23 protein-coding genes, 1 tRNA gene and 1 pseudogene are annotated in these 19,964 nt (G+C 63.5%); 13 read left to right on the top strand and 12 right to left on the bottom strand.

Going from position 1 to position 19,964, the window contains the following annotated elements:
• Window positions 1–79 precede the first annotated feature (79 nt).
• On the bottom strand, window positions 80–1,300 hold the full coding sequence (gene carA, locus WCJ41_RS11945; protein ID WP_336906051.1) for a glutamine-hydrolyzing carbamoyl-phosphate synthase small subunit: 1,221 nt from the start codon (window positions 1,298–1,300) through the stop codon (window positions 80–82).
• Window positions 1,301–1,419: 119 nt separating this feature from the next.
• Here carA and WCJ41_RS11940 point away from each other — a divergent pair, with 119 nt between their 5' ends.
• Entirely contained in the window at window positions 1,420–1,881 is a 462-nt protein-coding gene (locus WCJ41_RS11940) for a GatB/YqeY domain-containing protein (protein WP_336906050.1), read from the top strand.
• A 301-nt stretch (window positions 1,882–2,182) separates the two neighbouring features.
• Here the strand turns inward: WCJ41_RS11940 and WCJ41_RS11935 are convergent, their stop codons facing one another.
• From WCJ41_RS11935 to WCJ41_RS11920, 4 genes are all read right to left on the bottom strand, one after another.
• On the bottom strand, window positions 2,183–2,899 hold the full coding sequence (locus WCJ41_RS11935) for an HAD-IA family hydrolase (protein WP_336906049.1): 717 nt from the start codon (window positions 2,897–2,899) through the stop codon (window positions 2,183–2,185).
• 110 nt (window positions 2,900–3,009) lie between these two features.
• A complete protein-coding gene (locus WCJ41_RS11930) occupies window positions 3,010–3,429 on the bottom strand; it encodes an organic hydroperoxide resistance protein (protein ID WP_336906048.1) in 420 nt (139 codons plus the stop codon).
• 75 nt (window positions 3,430–3,504) lie between these two features.
• Entirely contained in the window at window positions 3,505–4,374 is an 870-nt protein-coding gene (locus WCJ41_RS11925) for a DMT family transporter (RefSeq protein WP_336906047.1), read from the bottom strand.
• Window positions 4,375–4,449: 75 nt separating this feature from the next.
• Window positions 4,450–5,265 carry an endonuclease/exonuclease/phosphatase family protein gene (locus tag WCJ41_RS11920; protein ID WP_336906046.1) on the bottom strand — a complete coding sequence of 272 codons (816 nt, stop codon included), beginning with the start codon at window positions 5,263–5,265 and terminating at the stop codon, window positions 4,450–4,452.
• 85 nt (window positions 5,266–5,350) lie between these two features.
• Between WCJ41_RS11920 and WCJ41_RS11915 the strand changes: the two genes are divergently transcribed.
• The 7 genes from WCJ41_RS11915 to WCJ41_RS11885 all read left to right on the top strand — a co-directional run bounded on the left by WCJ41_RS11915 (window position 5,351) and on the right by WCJ41_RS11885 (window position 13,121).
• Entirely contained in the window at window positions 5,351–6,142 is a 792-nt protein-coding gene (locus tag WCJ41_RS11915; RefSeq protein ID WP_336906045.1) for a transporter substrate-binding domain-containing protein, read from the top strand.
• Window positions 6,143–6,145: 3 nt separating this feature from the next.
• On the top strand, window positions 6,146–6,850 hold the full coding sequence (locus tag WCJ41_RS11910; RefSeq protein ID WP_336906044.1) for an ABC transporter permease: 705 nt from the start codon (window positions 6,146–6,148) through the stop codon (window positions 6,848–6,850).
• Window positions 6,851–6,854: 4 nt separating this feature from the next.
• Window positions 6,855–7,586, top strand: coding sequence for an ABC transporter permease (locus WCJ41_RS11905; RefSeq protein WP_336906043.1), 732 nt, complete (start codon window positions 6,855–6,857; stop codon window positions 7,584–7,586).
• Between the two features lie 49 nt (window positions 7,587–7,635).
• Window positions 7,636–9,579, top strand: a complete 1,944-nt coding sequence (dnaG, locus tag WCJ41_RS11900) for a DNA primase (RefSeq protein ID WP_336906042.1) — start codon at window positions 7,636–7,638, stop codon at window positions 9,577–9,579.
• A gap of 129 nt (window positions 9,580–9,708) precedes the next feature.
• Entirely contained in the window at window positions 9,709–11,811 is a 2,103-nt protein-coding gene (rpoD, locus tag WCJ41_RS11895; RefSeq protein WP_336906041.1) for an RNA polymerase sigma factor RpoD, read from the top strand.
• A 172-nt stretch (window positions 11,812–11,983) separates the two neighbouring features.
• Window positions 11,984–12,772: a methyltransferase domain-containing protein gene (locus WCJ41_RS11890; RefSeq protein ID WP_336906040.1), complete on the top strand. Its 789-nt coding sequence runs from the start codon at window positions 11,984–11,986 to the stop codon at window positions 12,770–12,772.
• A 64-nt stretch (window positions 12,773–12,836) separates the two neighbouring features.
• Window positions 12,837–13,121, top strand: a complete 285-nt coding sequence (locus tag WCJ41_RS11885; RefSeq protein ID WP_336906039.1) for an HlyU family transcriptional regulator — start codon at window positions 12,837–12,839, stop codon at window positions 13,119–13,121.
• Here WCJ41_RS11885 and WCJ41_RS11880 read toward each other — a convergent pair whose 3' ends face one another.
• Window positions 13,122–13,775, bottom strand: a complete 654-nt coding sequence (locus tag WCJ41_RS11880) for a TIGR02466 family protein (RefSeq protein ID WP_336906038.1) — start codon at window positions 13,773–13,775, stop codon at window positions 13,122–13,124.
• A gap of 21 nt (window positions 13,776–13,796) precedes the next feature.
• Window positions 13,797–14,252, bottom strand: coding sequence for a host attachment protein (locus WCJ41_RS11875; protein WP_336906037.1), 456 nt, complete (start codon window positions 14,250–14,252; stop codon window positions 13,797–13,799).
• A gap of 103 nt (window positions 14,253–14,355) precedes the next feature.
• Here WCJ41_RS11875 and WCJ41_RS11870 point away from each other — a divergent pair, with 103 nt between their 5' ends.
• Window positions 14,356–14,757: a hypothetical protein gene (locus WCJ41_RS11870; RefSeq protein WP_336906036.1), complete on the top strand. Its 402-nt coding sequence runs from the start codon at window positions 14,356–14,358 to the stop codon at window positions 14,755–14,757.
• Here WCJ41_RS11870 and WCJ41_RS11865 read toward each other — a convergent pair.
• From WCJ41_RS11865 to WCJ41_RS11855, 3 genes are read right to left on the bottom strand one after another with little or no spacing between them, the layout of a single operon-like run.
• Entirely contained in the window at window positions 14,754–15,677 is a 924-nt protein-coding gene (locus WCJ41_RS11865; RefSeq protein ID WP_336906035.1) for a hypothetical protein, read from the bottom strand. The genes WCJ41_RS11870 and WCJ41_RS11865 overlap by 4 nt on opposite strands.
• 37 nt (window positions 15,678–15,714) lie before the next feature.
• Window positions 15,715–16,428 carry an SIMPL domain-containing protein gene (locus WCJ41_RS11860; protein WP_336906034.1) on the bottom strand — a complete coding sequence of 238 codons (714 nt, stop codon included), beginning with the start codon at window positions 16,426–16,428 and terminating at the stop codon, window positions 15,715–15,717.
• A 56-nt stretch (window positions 16,429–16,484) separates the two neighbouring features.
• Complete coding sequence (locus tag WCJ41_RS11855) at window positions 16,485–17,939, bottom strand: AMP nucleosidase (RefSeq protein WP_336906033.1); 1,455 nt, start codon at window positions 17,937–17,939, stop codon at window positions 16,485–16,487.
• 54 nt (window positions 17,940–17,993) lie between these two features.
• On the opposite strand from WCJ41_RS11855, the gene WCJ41_RS11850 reads away from it, so the two are divergent.
• A tRNA-Ile gene (locus WCJ41_RS11850) sits at window positions 17,994–18,069 on the top strand.
• Window positions 18,070–18,540: 471 nt separating this feature from the next.
• Complete coding sequence (locus WCJ41_RS11845) at window positions 18,541–18,723, top strand: hypothetical protein (protein ID WP_336906032.1); 183 nt, start codon at window positions 18,541–18,543, stop codon at window positions 18,721–18,723.
• A 163-nt stretch (window positions 18,724–18,886) separates the two neighbouring features.
• Here the strand turns inward: WCJ41_RS11845 and WCJ41_RS11840 are convergent, their stop codons facing one another.
• Window positions 18,887–19,174: a hypothetical protein gene (locus WCJ41_RS11840; RefSeq protein ID WP_336906031.1), complete on the bottom strand. Its 288-nt coding sequence runs from the start codon at window positions 19,172–19,174 to the stop codon at window positions 18,887–18,889.
• A gap of 2 nt (window positions 19,175–19,176) precedes the next feature.
• Window positions 19,177–19,386 (bottom strand): cold-shock protein, encoded by a 210-nt coding sequence (locus WCJ41_RS11835; protein WP_336906030.1) that lies wholly within the window; start codon window positions 19,384–19,386, stop codon window positions 19,177–19,179.
• A gap of 144 nt (window positions 19,387–19,530) precedes the next feature.
• On the opposite strand from WCJ41_RS11835, the gene WCJ41_RS11830 reads away from it, so the two are divergent.
• Both WCJ41_RS11830 and WCJ41_RS11825 read left to right on the top strand, forming a co-directional pair.
• Complete coding sequence (locus tag WCJ41_RS11830) at window positions 19,531–19,734, top strand: hypothetical protein (RefSeq protein ID WP_336906029.1); 204 nt, start codon at window positions 19,531–19,533, stop codon at window positions 19,732–19,734.
• Between the two features lie 7 nt (window positions 19,735–19,741).
• Window positions 19,742–19,964: pseudogene (locus tag WCJ41_RS11825) on the top strand (phage portal protein); the annotation flags it as partial.

Genomic DNA, 19,964 nt, shown 5'->3' with positions numbered 1-19,964 from the left:
ATCTCTCGATCAGGGTGCGCCCCTCACCTCCATCATGGCCGGGCATGATGAATGTAGAGAACTTGTCCGCGTCAGCGCCTCAGCGCTTCGCCTTCTCCATGTACCCTACGAAGCGCTTGAACAGGTAATGCGAGTCCTGCGGGCCGGGCGAGGCTTCCGGGTGGTGCTGCACCGAGAACACGGGCTTGTCCTTCAGCGCGATGCCGGCGTTGGAGCCGTCGAACAGCGAGATGTGTGTTTCCACGACGTTGGCCGGCAACGAGTCACGGTCCACCGCGAAGCCGTGGTTCATCGACACGATCTCCACCTTGTTGGTGGTGAAGTCCTTCACCGGATGGTTGGCGCCATGATGGCCCTGGTGCATCTTCATCGTCCTGGCACCGAGCGCGATGCCCAGCATCTGGTGGCCGAGGCAGATGCCGAACACGGGCTTGCCGGATTGCACAAGCTTCCTGATCTCGGGCACCGCATATTCACCCGTCGCCGCCGGGTCGCCCGGGCCGTTGGACAGGAACACGCCATCGGGGTTCATGGCAAGGATGTCCTCGGCCTTGGTGGTCGAGGGAACGACAGTCACGTCGCAGCCCGCAGAGGTGAGGCAGCGCAGGATGTTGCGCTTCAGGCCATAGTCCACGGCCACAACCTTCCACGGCGTGGACGTGGCGGTCCGGTAGCCGTCCTCCCAGTCCCACAGCAACTCGTCCCAGTGCATGCGCTGGGTGAGGGAGACTTGGCTGGCCAGGTCGAGCCCGACGAGGCCATGCCAGTCGGCTGCCATCTTCTTCAGCTTCTTCAGGTCGAACTTGCCCTTGGCATTGTGCGCGATCACGCCGTTGGGCATGCCCCTCTCGCGGATGCGCGCGGTGAGCGCGCGGGTGTCGATGCCGGAGAGGCCGATGATGTTGCGGGCCTTCAGCCACTTGTCGAAGTGCTTGGCCGAGCGGTAGTTGGCGGGCTCGGTGATGGCTTCCTTGACGATGCAGCCGACCACACCCGCATGGGCGGCCAGGTTGGTGGTCTCGATGTCATCGTCGTTGGTGCCGACATTGCCGACATGCGGGAAGGTGAAGGTCACGATCTGGCCGGCATAGGAGGGGTCGGTCAGCACCTCCTGGTAGCCGGTCATGGCGGTGTTGAAGCAGACTTCGCCCACCGCCTCGCCCTCGGCGCCGACGCCGAAGCCCTCGATCACGGTGCCGTCGGCCAGAACCAGAAGGGCCGTCACGCGCGGGGCGTCCCAGTCGCCGAACTGGGGGCGTGCGGGTTTCTTGGCCTTGGCAGGCTTCTTGGGGCTAGGCATGACAGGCTCCAGGGATTTGACGCTGGTTAGGGGAAGGGGGCCGGGCCGTCAAGGTTGCGGTGCAGCGTTATCCGCCCTACATGATGCCCAACCCTGCATTTTCGAGAGGAAACGGCAAAATGGCCCTGCGCGACGACATTATGGCGGCAGTCAAGGATGCAATGAAGTCGGGCGACAAGAAGCGCCTGGGCACGCTGCGCCTGATGCAGGCCGCCATCAAGGACAAGGATATCAACAGCCGCACCGACGGCCATGATTCGGTCCTGACCTCCGATTCCGGCATCGCCGAACTGTTCGCCAAGATGGTCAAGCAGCGCCAGGACTCGGTTGCTGCCTATGAGCAGGGAAACCGCCCCGAACTCGCCCAGGCGGAGCGTGACGAGATCACCGTCATTCAGTCCTTCATGCCCAAGCAGATGTCCGACGAGGAGGCGAAGGCCGCCGTGGCGGGCGTCATCGCGGCGGTTGGGGCCACCAGCGTCAAGGACATGGGCAAGGTCATGGCCGAGCTCAAGGCGAAGTTCGCCGGCCAGATGGACATGGGCAAGGCCGGCGGCATCGTGAAGGCGCTGCTGGGCTAGAAGTTCTTCCTCCACGCACCACCCTCCACGCATCATGGCCGGGCTCGACCCGGCCATCTTCTTTGGTGGCGGCCACAAGGATGCGCGGGTCAAGCCCGCGCATGATGAGCTGGGGAGGCGGCAATCCCCTTCGACCCACTTGCCAAGTGGCAGCCTCCCGAAGCTGGATCCCGGTCTTCACCGGAATGACGGCCATCGACGGGATGGGGCCGTACGAAACAGATTCACGATGTCAATCAGCAGAAGATAGTCTGCCGGACATATACCCTAGTTTAGGAAAAAAGTCAATACCCGGGAAGGATTATTTTCCGAAATCGACTGCATCCGCCAGTTCGACGAGGCTGCCGAAGTGGTAGTCCGGGATGGCCACGTTCTGCACCGTGGGCGTGGCACCAGTGCCCTGCTTGCCCTTGCGCCGCTCGATCCAGCAGGTGTGGTAGCCGAGCCGCCGCGCCACCGCGATGTCGTGGTACTGGCTCTGCGCCACATGCAGGATGTCGCTGAAGGCGAAGCCCTTGGTCGAGAGGCGGCCGCGCGTGAAGGCGAAGACCTGCGGGTCGGGCTTGTTCCAGCCCACCATCTCGGCGGTGACGAGGTCGTCGAAGGGCTGGTCCAGCGTCTTGGCGAAATGCGACAGCGCCCAGTTGTCCGAGTTGGTCATGGCCACCAGGTTGAAGCGCCGCTTCAGGCGCTTGAGAGCCGCGATGGAATCCGCGAAGGCCGGCCAGTGCGGAATGGAGAGGCGGAATTCCTCTGCGTCGGAATTTGAATCCGGCAGGCCCAGCACCTCCGCCATCTCGCGGTACATGGGTGCCATCATGGAAGGGAAGGGCAGGCGCGGCGTCTGGTGGTGCTGGCGGTCCTCGGCCACCGCATAGGCCTCGAGAATGGCGCGGTCAGAGAGCGTCACGCCCGCGGCCCTTGCCTTGGCGTGCACATAGTCGAGGATGCCGGTCTCGAAGTCGATGAGGGTGCCCACCACGTCGAAGGTCATCACCTTGCGGTCGGTCAGCGCCATGTCGGGTCCTCCAGTGTCACGTGAGGCTAGGTCGCGGCTCACGGCGCGTCACGCATGAAAAATGCGGGGCCGCCATGCAGCCCCGCATTTCACTCAGCTGAGTTTGGAACTCAGACGATTCGGGTGGTCACCTTGATGTTGCCCCTGGTGGCGTGGGAATAGGGGCACACCACATGGGCCTTGGCGGCGATGTCCTCGGCCACGGCCTTGTCGACGCCGGGCAGGTGCACGTCGAGCGTCACCTCGAGGCCGAAGCCGCCGCCATCCTCGCGCATGCCCACGCCCACATGGGCGGTGACGGAGGCATCCGGCGTGACGACAACCTTTTCCTTGCCTGCGACGAAGCGCACGGCGCCAAGGTAGCAGCCAGAGTAGCCGACGGCGAAAAGCTGCTCGGGGTTGGTGCCCTTGCCGTCGCCGCCCATTTCCTTGGGCAGCGAGAGCTTGACGTCGAGCTTGCCGTCATCGGTGCGGCCGTGGCCGTCGCGGCCGCCGGTGGAGGTGGCATTTGCTGTATAGGCGATGGGCATGGTGGTCTCCTTGGAAAGTCGGTTGTCTAAATTCCCCGCGCCATTTTGGATGCGATGCAGCGGCGGATCAAGCCTTCATCGCCGTGCCAGCATCACGCCCACCGCAGCGAGGGCAAATCCCACCCAGCCCAGGGGCGGCATCGCCTCGCCCAGGAGCGGCCAGGCGATCAGGGCCGAGATCGGCGGCACGAGGTAGAAGAGCGAAGACACGCGGCTCACCTCGCCTGCGCGGATCATGGCGAGCAGCAACGACATGGCGACGAGCGAATTGCCGATGACGAGATAGGCCAGAGCCCCCACGAAGGGCAGGTTCCAGGTGAACTGGAAGTTCTCGAACATCACGGCTACCGGCAGAACGCCCGCCAGCCCCGCGAGGTATTGCACCGAATTCGACACCACAGGATGGTGGTTCTTGCCGAAGCGCTTCTCCCACAATGTACCCGCCGTGATGGCAAACAGCGCACCCACTGCCGCCGTGATGCCGAGCGGATGTTCGAGTTCGACGCTGGAGCGCGACATGATGACGGTCGCAGCGCCCGCCATGCCCAGCCCGAGACCCGCCCAGCGCAGCAGGCTCACGTTCTCGCCGGTGAAGCGCGGCGCGATGAGACCCACCAGGATGGGTTGCAGGCAGACGATGATGGCGAGTCCGCCCGCCGAGACCCCCGCCTTGAAGCCTATGTAGGAAAGGCCGAAGTAGAGCGTCTGGATCAGGAAGCCGACGATGGCGATGTGCACCCAGTCCATGGTCTTCTGCGGCAGCGGCGGCCGCATGATGATCACCAGCGGCGCCAGCAGCGCGCAGACGCAGGCATAGCGCACGGCAAGGAAGCTCAGCGGCTGGGCATGGCTGATGCCGAGCTTGGCCACCGAGAAGCCACCGGACCACAGGAGCAGGAAGATCACCGGCGCGACCAGCAGCCAGACAGGTTTCTTGGACGTCATCATGCGGACCATAGCGGTGAACCGCGCCGCAGGCAGTGGCGGCGCGCGAGGGCCGTCATGCCGCTGGCGAATGCCTCAGGCGAGGTCAAGCCACACCGGCTGGTGGTCGGAACCATCTGCCACGTCATCGATCCACGCCCGGCGGAAGCGCGGCACGAGCGAGGCGCTGAGGAAGATGTGGTCGAGGCGGAGTGGCGGCGTGCTGCCGGGGAAGGTGACGCCCTCATGCGCGGCAAATCCTGCCAGTTCCAGCACATCAACGAAGCCCGCCGCGCGAATGGACTGGTAGGTAGGCGAGCCCGGCACGCAGTTGAAGTCGCCGAGCAGCATCGCGGGCTCCGGCATGGTGGGCAGCTTGCCATCCGGCAGCACGATCCACTCGTCTTCCGGTCCCAAGGCAGCAACGCCCGGCGCCGTCACCGGTCCGCCGCGCTCTGGCGCCTCGGCGATCAATGCGAGCATGCGCTGTGCCTGGTCCAGCCGCTGGTCCTCGCCGAGGTAATTGAGATGGGTGTTGTAGACGCGGAGATTGCCTGCCACCGCCTCGATCATGGCCTGCTGGTCATTGACGAAGCCCTCAACGGGCCGCGCGGGCAGGGGCAGCGTGCGGGTGGATTCGATCGCTGCGCGGGAGAGCACCATGTTGCCGATCTGGCGGCGGCGGCCCGGCCCGCCATGCAAGTCCACTGCCGCTGCGTAAACCCAGTCGTAGCCGGGCAGCAGTGCGGCCAGCCGCAGTGCCTGGTCGGGGAAGTCCTGCGCCCGCCAGTTCCGTTCCACCTCCTGCAGCGCGATGATGTCGGCACCCGCGACGGTGCGTGCAATGCGGTCGAGGTCGATCCGTCGGTCTCGGCCCATGCCCCACTGGATGTTGTAAGCAACGATCAGCATGGACCCTGTTTGCCCGAAAAACTGGCTATGGACAAACCGTCACAATCGGGCGCTAACTTTGTTGTGCACTTACAGGGAAACGCTCATGAAACTGCTGAAATTCGCTGCCGTTGCGCTGTCACTCGCGGTGCTCGCCGGCCCATCGCTCGCCGAGCAAAAGAAACTGATCATCGCCACGGAGGGTGCCTATCCTCCCTACAACCTCGTTGCCGCCGATGGCAGCCTGCAGGGCTTCGACGTCGACTTTGCCAAGGCCATGTGCGTGAAGCTCGATGCCCAGTGCGAGATCATTAAGCAGGACTGGGACGGCATGATCCCCGGCCTCATCGCCAAGAAGTATGACGTGATCGTCGCCTCCATGGGTATCCTGCCGGAGCGCGAGGAGAAGATCGACTTCTCCATCCCCTATTACCAGAGCCCGACGGGCCTCGTGGCCAACAACGCCTCCGGCATCAAGGCCGGTGCCGATGGTTATGTCGACCCGGCAACACTCGCCGGAAAGAAGATCGGCGTGCAACGTTCGACGGGCTACGAAAGCTATGCCCGCAAGACCTGGCCGCAGGCCGAGATCGTCGTTTACGACACCTCGGAAAGCGCTGACCTCGATGCCACCGCAGGCCGCGTGGACGCGCGCTTCGACGACTTCATCCTGCTCAAGAACGGCCTGCTTGCAGGTGACTCGAAGGATGATTTTGCCCGCGTCGGCAACACCTGGCCCGAGACCGCCTTCGGCTCCAAGGGCGAGGGCATCGGCGTGAGGAAGGGCGAGAAGGAACTTCTCGACGCCATCAACAAGGCGATCCTGGATATGCGCGCCGACGGCACCTACAAGCAGATCAACGACAAGTATTTCGAGTTCGACATCTACGGCGGCTGATCCTTGGCCTTGCCGGCCTTCCTTGACCTCAAGGGCTATGGCCACCTGCTGATCGACGGGGCGCTTGTCACCCTGTCGGTCGGCATGGCGGCCATGGTCGTGGCCCTGACGCTCGGTATCCTCGGCGCGCTGGCGCGGCTGTCAAAGAACCGTTTGCTGCGTGCCGTTGGTTCAACCTATGCCACGGTCATCCGTGGCATCCCCGAACTCGTGCTCATGCTGCTTGTTTACTACGGTGGTACAGTGCTGCTGCAGTGGCTGCTGTCGCTGGGCGGCGGCGACGTGCGGGTGGACATCAACGCCTTCATGGCGGGCACCCTGGTTGTCGGCTTCGTCTATGGCGCCTATGCGACCGAGATTTTCCGCGGTGCCTTCCTTGCCGTGCCGAAAGGGCAAACCGAAGCGGGGCAGGCCTATGGCATGTCCAACGCGCAGGTGTTCCTCCGGATCGAACTGCCGCAGGCGTGGCGGCTGGCCATTCCGGGCCTCGGCAACCTGTGGCTCACGCTGCTGAAGGCCACTTCCATTACTTCGGTCATCGGCCTCACGGAGCTCGCCCGCCAGGCCGACCTCATCAAGGCACCGACCAAGATGCCCTTCACGGTGTTCTTCATGGCGTGCCTCCTCTACCTTGCGATGACGGCGGTGTCCGACGTGCTGCGCATCCGCGCCGAGCGCTGGGCCTCGTCGGGCTTCCGGCGGAGCTGAGAGGATGTTGGGGCCGCTCGACGTCAACCTGATCTGGAACAGCCTGCCGGACCTGTTCTCCGGCCTGCTGGTCACATTGCAGTTGACCGTGCTCACGGTGGTGGGCGGCATTCTGCTGTCGGTGCCGCTGGGCGTGCTGCGCACATCGCCCAACAAATTCATCAGCGGGCCGATCTGGGCCTATACCTATTTCTTCCGCGGCACGCCGATGCTGATCCAGCTGTTCCTGATCTATTATGGCCTCGCCCAGTTCAAGGCGGTGCGCTCGTCGGGCCTGTGGTTCATCCTGCGCGAGGGCTACTGGTGCTGCCTTCTCGCCTTCACGCTCAACACGGCGGCCTACACGATCGAGATCATCGCGGGCGCGCTCAGGAACGTGCCGCTCGGCGACATCGAGGCGGCACGTGCCATGGGCATGAGCCCCTTCACCATCCTGCGCCGCATCAAGTTCCCCATCGCCACGCGCATCCTGTTCCCGGCCTACACCAACGAGGTGGTGTTCATCCTGCAGTCCACGTCGCTCGCCAGCCTCGTCACCGTGATGGACCTCACGGGTGCGGCGCGTGTCGTCATCGCGCGCACCTTCGCGCCCTATGAGATGTTCATCACTATCGGCATCATCTACCTGATCCTCACCTATCTCACCCTGCGGGGCTTCCGGGGCATCGAAGGGCACCTGTACCGGCACCTGAGGAGCCGCAAGGAAGTGGTTTCCGAGGTGCCGGTGCTGCGGTGATCGGCACCCCGGCTTGAACTCCCCCTCCAAACGGCGCACATGATCAGGCATGCAGGTGCCTCCGTCATTTCTTGAAGACATCAGGAACCGGGTCTCCATTTCCTCGGTGGTGGGCCGAAAGGTTACGTGGGACCGGAAGAAGTCCAACCCGGGGAAGGGGGACTTCTGGGCCTGCTGCCCGTTCCATGGCGAGAAATCGCCCTCCTTCCACGTCGATGACCGGAAGGGTTTTTACCATTGCTTCGGCTGCAAGGCCTCGGGCGACGTGTTCCGCTTCCTCGTCGAAAAAGAGGGCCTGAGTTTCCCCGAGGCCGTCGAGCGGCTGGCCCAGGAGGCGGGGCTTCCCATGCCCGTGGTTTCCGAGGCCGACCAGCAGCGTGAGCAGCAGCGCGCCAGCCTCTACGACGTCATGGAGATGGCGGCCAAGTTCTTTGAGGCGGAACTGCAGGCGGCGCGCGGATCCCGCGCCCGGGGCTACCTGGCCGACCGGCAGCTTTCACCCGCGATCCAGAAGGAATTCCGGCTCGGCTATGCCCCGGATGACCGGTCGGCGCTGAGGAGCCACCTCGCCGACAAGGGCGTGGCGGTGGAGCAGATGGCCGAGGCCGGGCTGGTGATTTCCGGTGACGACATTCCCGTCGCCTATGACCGGTTCCGTGACCGGGTGATTTTTCCGATCCGCGATCCCAGGGGCCGGGTGATCGCCTTTGGCGGCCGCGCCATGTCCAAGGACGTGCCGGCCAAGTACCTGAATTCGCCGGAGACGCCGCTCTTCCACAAGGGCAACGTGCTCTACAACCTCGACAAGGCGCGGGCACCCGCCCACGAGAAGGGCCAGATCATTGCGGTCGAGGGCTATGTCGACGTCATCGCCATGCACCGTGCCGGATTGCCGCAGGCCGTGGCACCGCTCGGCACGGCGCTGACCGAGGACCAGCTCCGGATATTATGGAAACAGACGGCCGAACCCATCCTGTGCTTCGACGGTGATAGCGCTGGCCTCAAGGCGGCCAACCGGGCGCTGGACCTGGCCTTGCCGCTGCTCGAACCTGGCCATTCGCTGCGCTTTGCCATGTTGCCCGAAGGGCAGGACCCGGACGACCTGCTGAAGGCCCAGGGTCCGGAGGCGGTGCGCACCGTGGTGGAGAGCGCCCAGCCGCTGTCCGAGGTGCTGTGGCAGCGCGCACTCGGCCAGAACGACCGCTCCACGCCGGAGCGGCGGGCCCAGTTCGAGAAGGATTTGCGGATTCTTCTCAGTGCCATAGGCGATGAAGCTGTGAAAAAGCATTATCTCGCCGAATTCGGCGACCGGCTGCGCGCGCTGTTCCAGCCGATGGGCGGGAACCGGGGGGCGGGGGCCCGCCGCCAGCCCTTCACCCGGGCGGGCGGTAACCGCCCCTTCAAGCCCAACCAGCGGCCCTGGGACGTCCAGCAGCCGCCCTCGGCGGGGCTCAGGCGACTGGCCGGTCAGCCCAGCCTGCAGGCAGGCGCGGAGCGGCGGGAGCGGATGATCGTCCTCACCCTGATCAACCACCCGGAGCTCGTCCATGAGGTGCTTGACGCCTTTGCCAGCCTCGAAATGGCGGTTCCCGAGCTTGACTCGCTCCGTACACAAATCATAGATAGCGCTGCCCTGCGGTCCGGACTTGACGGAACGGACCTCAAGGCCCACCTGATCAAGATGGGCTCAGGTCCCTTGTTGGACCGCTTGGAAGCCCAGGCGAAACGGCTGAACGAATGGTTTCTTGGGAGCGGGGCTGCGCAAGATGACGCCCGCACAGGCCTTCGTCAGATGATCGCACTGCACCGGAAAACCATCACCCTCGAGCGGGAGCTCCGGGCGGCAGAAGCCGCTTTTGCTGCCGATCCGACGGAGGAGAAGTTGAACGCACTGAAGGCGGTGCGCGAGCAATTGTCGTCCCATGCGGGGTCGGAAGCCCAGATCGAGGGTTTCGGCGCCGCCTCTGGCCGTCAGATTGACGCCATCACCTGAGGTGCACTGAACCGGGTTCGGAATCAATCTCTGGGTTAATCAGCGCTTAATGCGAAGGTTCCTAGCTTTGACCCCGAATCACAATGTTGCTATGGCGGGTCTCCCCGTCTGAATTCCAAGGACTTTTTCATGGCCCGAGCCCAAGTGCGCGCACCCGCCCCGGACGACCAGGACCAGCAGGCCGAAGGCTCCGACGCCGAAGCCCCGGAAGCCCAGGGCGACAGTTCGGACTCACCAATCCTCGATCTCTCGGATGCCGCCGTCAAGCGGATGATCAAGCTCGCCAAGGCGCGCGGCTTCGTGACCCTGGATGAGCTCAATGCCGTTCTCCCCTCAGACGAGACCAGCCCCGAACAGATCGAAGACATCATGGCGATGCTCAACGAGATGGGCATCAACGTCGTCGAGTCAGAGGAAGAGTCCGAGAACCTCACCGCCAAGGTCGAGGCTGAGGCCGAGGGCGAGTCCACCGAGACCGCGCTGATCAAGGTCGAGGCCGCCAAGACGCCAGCTGACCGCACCGACGATCCCGTCCGCATGTATCTCCGCGAGATGGGGCAGGTGGAGCTTCTGTCGCGCGAGGGCGAAATCGCCATCGCCAAGCGCATCGAGGCCGGCCGTGAGGCGATGATCGCAGGTCTCTGCGAAAGCCCGCTGACCTTCCAGGCCATCATCATCTGGCGCGACGAACTGAACGAAGCCAAAATCCTGCTGCGCGACATCATCGACCTCGAGGCCACCTATGCCGGCCCCGATGCCAAGAAGCAGGGCCCGGTGCAGACGCCCGCGCCTTACGTTCCGCCCAAGGAAGAAGTGAAGAAGAAGGCCGAGGCCAAGCGCGCCGAGGCCAAGCGCGTTGCCGCCGCCGTCCGCCGCCCGTCGGCCGACGATGAGTTCGGCGATGTGCTCTCGCCGGAGGATTTCGACAAGCCGCAGGTCGAGGAGGATGATGACGACGAGGGTGATGACCTCGGCGTGTCGCTCTCCGCGATGGAAGCGGAGCTGAAGCCCAAGGTTCTCGAAATTTTCGACAACATCGCCAAGAGCTACAAGTCTCTGCGCAAGCTGCAGGACCAGGAAGTGGCCGAAGGCACCGAGCTTTCGCCCTCCCAGGAGCGCCGCTACAAGAAGCTGCGCGAGGAGATCGTTGCCGAGGTGAAGTCGCTCTCGCTCAACAACGCCCGCATCGAGGCGCTGGTGGAGCAGCTCTACGACATCAACAAGCGCTTGAACGCGCTGGAAGGCCGCCTGCTGCGGCTGGCCGAAACCTACAAGGTGCCGCGGCCTGAGTTCCTCAAGGAATACCAGTCAAATGAGCTCGACCCCGATTGGCTGAAGCGCGTCGGTCGCCTCGTCAAGTTCGGCTGGAAGAAATTCGTGAATGACGAGAAGGACTCGATCAAGGTCATCCGCGACGAGATCTTCGAGCTCGCCACCGCGACGGGCCTGCAGATCCCCGAGTTCCGCCGCATCGTGGCCATGGTGCAAAAGGGCGAGCGCGAGGCGCGCATCGCCAAGAAGGAGATGGTGGAAGCCAACCTCCGCCTCGTGATCTCGATTGCCAAGAAATACACCAACCGCGGCCTGCAGTTTCTGGACCTGATTCAGGAAGGCAACATCGGCCTGATGAAGGCGGTCGACAAGTTCGAGTATCGCCGCGGCTACAAGTTCTCGACCTATGCCACCTGGTGGATCCGGCAGGCGATCACCCGCTCGATCGCCGACCAGGCGCGCACCATCCGCATTCCGGTGCACATGATCGAGACGATCAACAAGATCGTGCGCACCTCGCGCCAGATGATGCACGAGATCGGCCGCGAACCGACGCCGGAAGAGTTGGCCGAAAAGCTGTCGATGCCGCTCGAGAAAGTGCGCAAGGTGATGAAGATCGCCAAGGAGCCGATCTCGCTGGAAACCCCGGTGGGCGACGAGGAGGATTCACACCTCGGCGACTTCATCGAGGACAAGAACGCGATCCTGCCCATCGACGCCGCCATCCAGGCCAACCTGCGCGAGACGACGACCCGCGTGCTGGCCTCGCTCACGCCGCGCGAAGAGCGCGTTCTGCGCATGCGCTTCGGCATCGGCATGAACACTGATCACACGCTGGAAGAAGTGGGCCAGCAGTTCTCGGTCACGCGCGAGCGCATCCGCCAGATCGAAGCGAAGGCGCTCAGGAAGCTCAAGCACCCGAGCCGCAGCCGCAAGCTCCGGAGCTTCCTCGACAACTGACCGGGGTTTCCAGTTTCGACAATCATCATGCCCGGGCTCGACCCGGGCATCTTTTTTGGTGCAGCCCAAAGGATCGCCGGATCATTGCCCGGCAATGATGAACACGGGGGAGATGCCATTTGGGGGGAGGTCACTGGCGTGCTAGCCTTCGCCTCATACAGGAACCCGCCCCATGTCCGAACAGCCGCAGATTCGCTTCGAAGACGGTGCCGCCTATGAAACCTACATGGGGCTATGGAGCCGCAAGGTGGGCGAGCAGTTCCTTGATTGGCTGAAGCCTGCCACTAATCTGTCCTGGCTCGATGTCGGCGCCGGCAATGGCGCCTTCACGGCGCTACTGGCGGAGCGGGTGAAGCCCGCTTCGATCCTCGGGGTCGATCCTTCGCCCGCGCAACTCGACTACGCCCGCAAGCGGCAGGATGTGGGCCAGGCGCGCTTCGAGGCGGGGCATGCGATGGAACTTCCCGCCGCCGATGCAAGCGTTGATGCGGCGGTGATGGCGCTGGTCATCGCCTTCGTGCCGGACCCGGCCAAGGGCGTGGCCGAGATGGTTCGTGTGGTGAAGCCTGGCGGGCTCGTCTCCGCCTATATGTGGGACTGGCCCCAGGGCTTCCCCTTCTATGCGGTTGAGCAGGTGATCGAGGGCCGTGGGCTGCCGGTGGTCGCCCCGCCGTCACATGAGGCGTCGCGCATTCAGAAAATGGTCGAACTCTGGCATGGGGCGGGGCTGGTCGGCGTCGAGAGCCGTGCGATCACCGTTGAACGCACGTTCCCCGACTTCGACAAGTTTTGGGCGATCGCCCTCACGGGGCCCCGCATGTCGGCGCAAGCTGCGGGCCTGTCACCCGAGATGCTGGCAACGCTCCGCGCCGACCTCAAGGCGCTGCTCGGCGCAGAGGATGGCAAGCCACTGATGCTCAAGGCCACGGCGAATGCCGTGAAGGGGCGGGTGCCGGGCTGAGGTTGATCTAGGGAAGGGCGCCCGTTAGGCTCTGTTCCATGTCGATTTGTGGAGTTGTGCCGTCATGTCATTCCTGAAGAAGCTGTTCGGCGGTGGTTCGAAAGAGTCTGCTCCGGCAGGACCGAAGCGCCAGCTCGAGTACAATGGCTTCTTGATCTCAGCCACGCCCTACAAGGAGGGTGGCCAATGGCAGACGTGCGGAACGGTGAGCAAGACCATCGATGGCGAAATGAAGCAGCACCGCTTCATCCGCGCCGACCGCTTCACCGATGAAGAGGCTGCGGCCGACCACGCCATCATGAAGGGCCAGCAGATCGTCGACCAGCTGGGCGAGCGCGTCTTTTCCTGATCAGGCCAGCACGTAGTTGAAGCTGACGCTGATGCGGTTGCCTTCCGCACGGTTGAGCGGCACCTCGTGGCGCAGCCAGCTTTCCCACAGCATGAGCGTTCCCACTTCCGGACGGAAGGACACATGCTGCTTCATGTTCTGCGGCAGCTTGGCCTGAACCTTCGGCGGGGCGGCCATCATCAGCCCGAGGCGCGGGTCCTCGTAGACGATGGGTCCGGCACCCTGGGGCACTGCCACGTAGAAGGTTCCGCTGATCACCGAGTTCGGGTGGATGTGCGAGGTGTGGTGGCCGCCCTCGGGCAGCACGTTCACCCACAGCGAGTCGCACCGGGGCTTGGTGCCGCGCAGGTCCCAGTGCAGCTCCTTGGCATAGGCCAGGCAATGCTTGTCGATGACCTTCACCAGCCTGGCGAATTCCGGGAAGCGCCACGGCAGGTCGTTCAGCGAGGCATAGGAGGTGTAGCCCGCATAGCCATACTTGTCGGCCCACTTGTGGCCCGCCGCATCATCCATCGCCAGCGACATGGACAGCGCCTCGATGGCGTTGGTGAGTTTCTCGGGCAGGATCCTGTCCGCCCGGTAAAGCCTCGTGACGAACAGGTCGTGGGTTTTCGCGGCGGGGGTGGCGGTCTTTGTGCTTGTCTTGGTGCTCATGGCGTCCCGTTAGCCGAGGCCTCAGTCGCCTTCAAGCGCCTTGACGACGCTGTCGGCGATGGCGGAGGCATGCTGCTTGGTGAGGTCCTTGGTGATTTCCTTGAGGGTGGCCTTGGCAAGTTGCGGCGTCACCGCCTTGCGCCACACGCCCATGGCCACGGGCGGGGCCACCACGATGATCTCGCTGAAGGCCCCGGCGGTGAGGTCCTTCGCCATGTCGGCGGCGATGCCCTTGACGAAGCGGTCCTCGGTCATCTGGTGATAGTCCGGCTGTTCGGCCGTGGAGCGACCGTAGCCCACGCTTTCCATGACGCGCGACGGCGCATCCCTTGCCTGTTCGTGGTTGGGCGGATTGTCCTGATGGTAGTGCCGCTCGGACTGCAGGTCCGGCTTGCCGACGTCGCCGGCATTGCGGAACACGGTGGCCCGGCCACCATCGGTGACCAGCACGCGGGCATTATGGCTCAGTCGCTTCATGTTGAAACCTCCATGGAAAGCGTGACAGGACACCCTGCCACAGCTTGCCGCCTTGCGCAGGATCAAAAATCGGGCGACACAGGTGGCAGGGGAGGACTGTCACATGCGGAAGCTGCTGAGCTTCGAATCCCGCCGGCAACCGGTGGTCAGCCAGTCGGTGTTTGCAGGGCGGCTGACGCGCAACGCGCTCTATTCGCTGGCCTTCGTCTCGGTATCGTTGTTGGCCGGCACGCTGGGCTACATTTACTTTGAAAACATGCGGACGATCGATGCCTTCGCCAATGCCTCGATGATCCTCGCCAGCATGGGGCCCCTCACGCCGCTGATGACCGACGGCGGCAAGATCTTCGCGTCACTCTACGCGATTTTCTCCGGCTTCTTGCTGATCGGCATCTCGACGCTGATGCTGGCCCCTGTCTTCCACCGTGTCCTTCACCGTTTCCACGTCGACGAAACAGATGAGGCTGACGCCGGGGTGCCCAGCAAGACGCCCAGAAAGCGCTAGTCCTGAGGGAGTAGCTGCTCCGGATCCCATGCTTGTGCCAGCCTAAGCCGGGCGTTGCGCGCTGCCGCAAGCGACGTGGCGTTGATGACGGCGAGGCGGAAGCCGCCCGGCGGCATAGCATGGTCATCGCGCGGCTTGTGCTCGTGGAAGGTGATCTGCAGGCTGGCGACGCCGGGCATGGTGCGCACGTCTTCCTGCAGGTCAGCGGGCGGGTGGCGGAAGGCCCCGCCGTGGCGCGCAAAGAGCGGCATGGAGAAGCCGTCGCGACGGTTGTCATCTGCGAAATCCCATCGCCCCTCGCCATAAAGTCGCACCAGCGCCTCGACCCAACCTGCGCCATAAAGGTCACACCACTGGTCGGCAAAGCGCAGATGCGCCTCGATGATTGTGCCGCCGATGGTCTCGAAATTCATCATGCCAGTGTAGCCGGACATGTGTGCGCTCACCCACCGTGCGAGATGCTCCCCGAGGTCGGGGAAAGCCTTGGCGTGAACCGTCCAGTAGCGGAACATTCCGCCCTCCCACGCGACACCCGTGGCATGCCGGAGCCAGGCAACGCGGCCATTCTCGACCGCGCAATCTGTCGAAACATGGTCGCTGGTGAGGAGCGGCATCCACATGTGGCCGGGCTGGTAGTGATGCTCCATTTCCGCCCCAGAGCGGATAACGCGGCTGCCGATGCCCATGCCCCTGAGGTTGGTGACGGGCTTCGAGAACACTGGAAAAGACAACGGCATCACGCCATGGGGGCCGGACACCAGCCCCTGCGTCTCCGCAATCTTCAGCTTGTCATAGATCCAGCGGTGGGCGGGGAAGAGCAGCCAGCAATCGGGGTCATCCGTGGGGATTTGAACATGCTCCGGACACGGAACATGCTCGAAATACTGAAGGCGCCACGGATCGCGTTCGAGAACCGGCATGGGCGGAGATTATCATGCCCATGCCGGCCTGCAATCATCAGGGCTGCTTGATTTCCCAGATCACGCTCACATCCACCGCAAGCGTCTGCTCGCCGGCTGCGACCGGGACGGGAGGCGCGGCATCGGCCTTCATCATGGCGCCGCGCACCATCGGCATCGGTGGCTGGGCGGCACTGCCTTCACTCACCTGCATCACGTTGCCAAGCTCGATGCCCATCGCCTGGGCATAGACCTTCGCCTTGCGGGTGGCATCCTGGGTGGCGAGCTTGCGGGCCTCGTCCATTGCGTCTTCGGGCTTCGACACATCGAAGCTGATGCCGCTGATCTGGTTCGATCCGGACTGCACCATCTTGTCGAGCAGCGCGCCCAGGGTTTCGACCTTGCGGAGCTTCACGGTGACATTGTTGGACACGTCGTAGCCCACCATCTTCGGGGCCTGGCCGTTGTTGAAGTCATAGCGCGGCTGCACCGAGAAGTTCGAAGTCTGGATGTCTTTGTCCTCGATGCCGGCATCCTTCAGCGCGACGAAAAGATCGGTCATGGCCTTGGTGTTGGCGGCCAGCGCCTCGGCGGCGGTTATGCCCTGCGTCAGGACACCGGATGTCACATAGGCGATGTCGGGCGTGGCGCGCACTTCACCATGGCCGGAAAGCGAAATGATACGGGGCATCTTGCCTCCATCGGCAAAGGCGGGGGACACGGCGGTGAGCAGCCCCAGCAGGGCGGCGGTGGCGAAACTCAGGCGTTGCATGTGGTTCTCCTTCGGATGGTGACTGGATGGGCAGAGATTGCGGCGCCAGTTGGGCGTCACCGGAAGGGTGGCTCGTCGAAGCTCCTGAGCTTGCGGGAGTGGAGCTGGCCGACATTGCCGCGTAGCTGCTCGATGGTCTCGAGCCCGATCAGCAGATGCTCGCCCACTGCCCGGTCATAGAAGGCGTTGGCAGCACCCGGCAGCTTGATCTCGCCATGCAGCGGCTTGTCGGAGACGCAGAGCAGCGTGCCGTAGGGCACACGGAAGCGATAGCCCTGGGCGGCCAGCGTGCCGGATTCCATGTCCACCGCGATGGCGCGTGACAGGTTGATGCGGCGCAGCTCCTGCGTCCAGCGGAGTTCCCAGTTGCGGTCGTCATTGGTCATCACCGTGCCGGTGCGCAGCCGCTCCTTCAGTGCGTCGCCACGCTCACCCGTCACGCGGGCTGCCGCTTCCTGCAACGCCACCTGTACTTCGGCCAACGCAGGGATGGGGATTTCCGGCGGCACGAGCTCGTCAAGGATATGATCCTGGCGCAGGTAGCCGTGCGCCAGCACGTAGTCGCCGATGCGCTGGCTCTGGCGCAAGCCGCCGCAGTGGCCCACCATCAGCCAGCAATGCGGGCGCAGCACCGCGAGATGGTCGGTGATGTTCTTCGCGTTGGACGGGCCGACGCCGATGTTGACCAGCGTCACGCCGCCGTGCCCGTCACCGCGTGACAAATGATAGGCGGGCATCTGGAAGCGGTGCCACTGCGAGCTGGCAATGATGGCCGCCGCTTCGGCCTCGCTCATGCCGCGAGTGATCTTCCCACCACCCGGCAGATACAGAACCGCATAGGGGCTTTCCCTGGAGAGTTGCTCCAGCCCCCACTTCACGAACTGGTCGACGTAGCGGTGATAGTTGGTGAGCAGGATCCACGGCTGAATAGCGCGCCAGTTGGTGCCGGTGTAATGCTGCAGCCGCTTCAGCGAATAGTCGACGCGCACGGCATCGAACAGCGCGAGCGGCAGCGGGTGGCCGGGCCTGTGCACCCAGTCGCCGTCAGGCACCTCGTCTCCGACCTGGGCAAGCTTCGGGGCAGGGAAGTGCAGCGTGAGTTCAGCAGCCGTCACATCGTTGCGACCGAGATCGTCACCCTGCTCCAGGACATAGGGGTAGGGAATTTCCTGCTCCGACGGGTGCACCGAAATTGCGGCGCCATAATCCTTCACCAGGTAGCGCAGCTGTTCTATCAGGTAGCGGCTGAAATGGCCGGGGTGGGTGACAGTCGTTGCATAGGTACCCGGCCCCTGGAACTTGGCATAGGCACGGGCGATTCGCGGCTGCACGTCGCCGGAGCGGTATTCGACGCGAAGCTCGGGGTAGGTGAAGCTGCGCCGTTCCTCGATGGTGGGCGGTTCACGGGTGTCGAAATAGCGATCGAGGCAGTCCTTCAGCCGGGTGGTGGCCTGGCGATAAAGCTCGATGAGCCGCTCCACGGCGGCGTCCGGTGTCAGGTCATTTTCCATCGCTTGAGCCTATAGCATGGCGCCGCGAATTGCTGTAGCCATCCCGGTCCGTGGGGGCCCATAGCTCAATGGTTAGAGCTGACGGCTCATAACCGTCTGGTTCCAGGTTCGAGTCCTGGTGGGCCCACCACGCATTTGGAACACATTTGATATCACAAGGTTTTTCGGCATGATTCCCGCACCTGCTCCAAGGTGCGGGAGGAATCTGTCCACTATCCGTTCTCTAGGTGTTTTCGGAGAGCCTCTGCGCCGCGCGCCGCGCCAGACATTCGCCTGACCAGCGCGGTAAGCCGCTTCGAGCGCCGATTTGAGTTCCCAAACCGCGATATCGTGGAAGTCGAGGGAGTCAGACCGGCGCGTTTCGAGGGTTTCGATCCGGTCGATGTGCCGGTGGGCAATCTCCAGCAGTTCCGCGTCAAGGGTGGTCGCTGGTATTTGGCGTTCCGTGCTCACTTTCGGGCTCCTCATTTGCCTTTTGGTGAACGGACATTTGCTCTGAGTGCGGGCGTTATCCAGTTGATTGTGAGCAATCAGATTGCTTTTGACGCCTCCGCCTTCGGCATCTCTTGGCGGCGGAAAAGCTTCCAGTCGGGAAGAATAAATGGGCCTGTCCATCCGCGCCTATGCCGCCCATCGCGGCGTCAGCCATACGAGCGTGCGGAAAGCCATCGCCTCTGGCAGGCTGACCACGGGACCTGATGGGACGATTGACCCGGACAAGGCAGATCGCGCCTGGGTATGCGCGCGCAGCCGCGTGGATCGCCGGCGTCGATCGCTGGAGTGAGGATCGATGGGAAGCACTGGAGACGGAAATGAAGGACGGTGCAGGCGCTCTTCGCTCTGGTGAACGCGTCTCATCCCCGAAACAAAGCACGCGCCCCGTTTCAGGAGCGCGTGATGGAATCTGGATCAACCGCAGGCGCGGCTGGATCAAGTAGATGTCAGGCTCAAGCCTTGCGCTTCAGCGCATAGACGTAGGTCTTCGAGATTCCGAGTTCCTTGGCAATCACTTCCGCCGGCTTCTTTGCCTTCGACCCGGAAATCACTAACTTGCGAAGCTTGGCAACATCCGCCGTGCTGCGGCGCGCTGTCTTCATGGCAGGCTGCTTGCCGGCGATCTTCTTCGCAACAGCCTTCTTGGCGGGTTTCACGGACGTGACGGCAATCGCCTTCTTCGTCTCTGCAGATCTGGTGGGCGGCTTGGCCGCTACCGTCTTCGTTGCTTTCTTGGACATGCTCAGAGAGCCTTGAGCTGGTCAGCGGATTCCTTGCCGCTCTTACGATCGCTGACGATCTCGAAGGACACCGCCTGGTTCTCGTTGAGACCGCCGAGGCCTGCACGCTCGACGGCGCTGATATGAACGAACACGTCCTTGCCACCGTTATCCGGCGCAATGAACCCATAACCCTTCGTGGAGTTGAACCACTTCACTTTACCTGTAGCCAAAATGTCGTCTCACTTCTTGCTTGAGTATCCATGCCACTGTCCTGGACAGCTGCAGGCATCAAGACAGGTAAAGCAAGCAAAGTCAATTCATCCGGCCCCGGATTTTGTCCGTGCCGTCAAAGCGATCCTGGATAAATAAGTGGAATGCCCTGGTCGCTCTCCGAACTCGAAGCCCTGCGCAAGGCCTATGCCAGTGGGACGCTCAGGGTCTCGTTTGAAGGCCGGAGCGTGGAATATGGATCGGCCGTTGATCTCTTGAGCCGCATCCGGACGATCGAGGTCGAGATGCAGAGCCAGTCCGGCAAAAAGCCGCCGCGCCGCAGTCTCGCGTCCTTTGGCAGGGGGTAATGTCCAGATGAATTGGCTTGACCGCACCATCGGGGCTGTAGCGCCGGCTGTTGCGTTGAGGCGATTGCGCCAGCGCCAGGCGCTACAACTGATGCAGCGGGCCTATGAGGGAGCGAAAGCAGGCCGACGCACCGATGGCTGGGTGACGGCGGGAACCGGTGCCAATGCCGAGATTGGACCTGCAAGTTCGCGGCTGCGGGATCGATCGCGCGATCTTGTGCGAAACAACC

This window comes from Aestuariivirga sp. (assembly GCF_037139295.1).
GTDB lineage: Bacteria > Pseudomonadota > Alphaproteobacteria > Rhizobiales > Aestuariivirgaceae > Aestuariivirga.
Note: the sequence above shows the minus strand (reverse complement) of the source record. Positions and strands in the feature narration are given on the sequence as shown.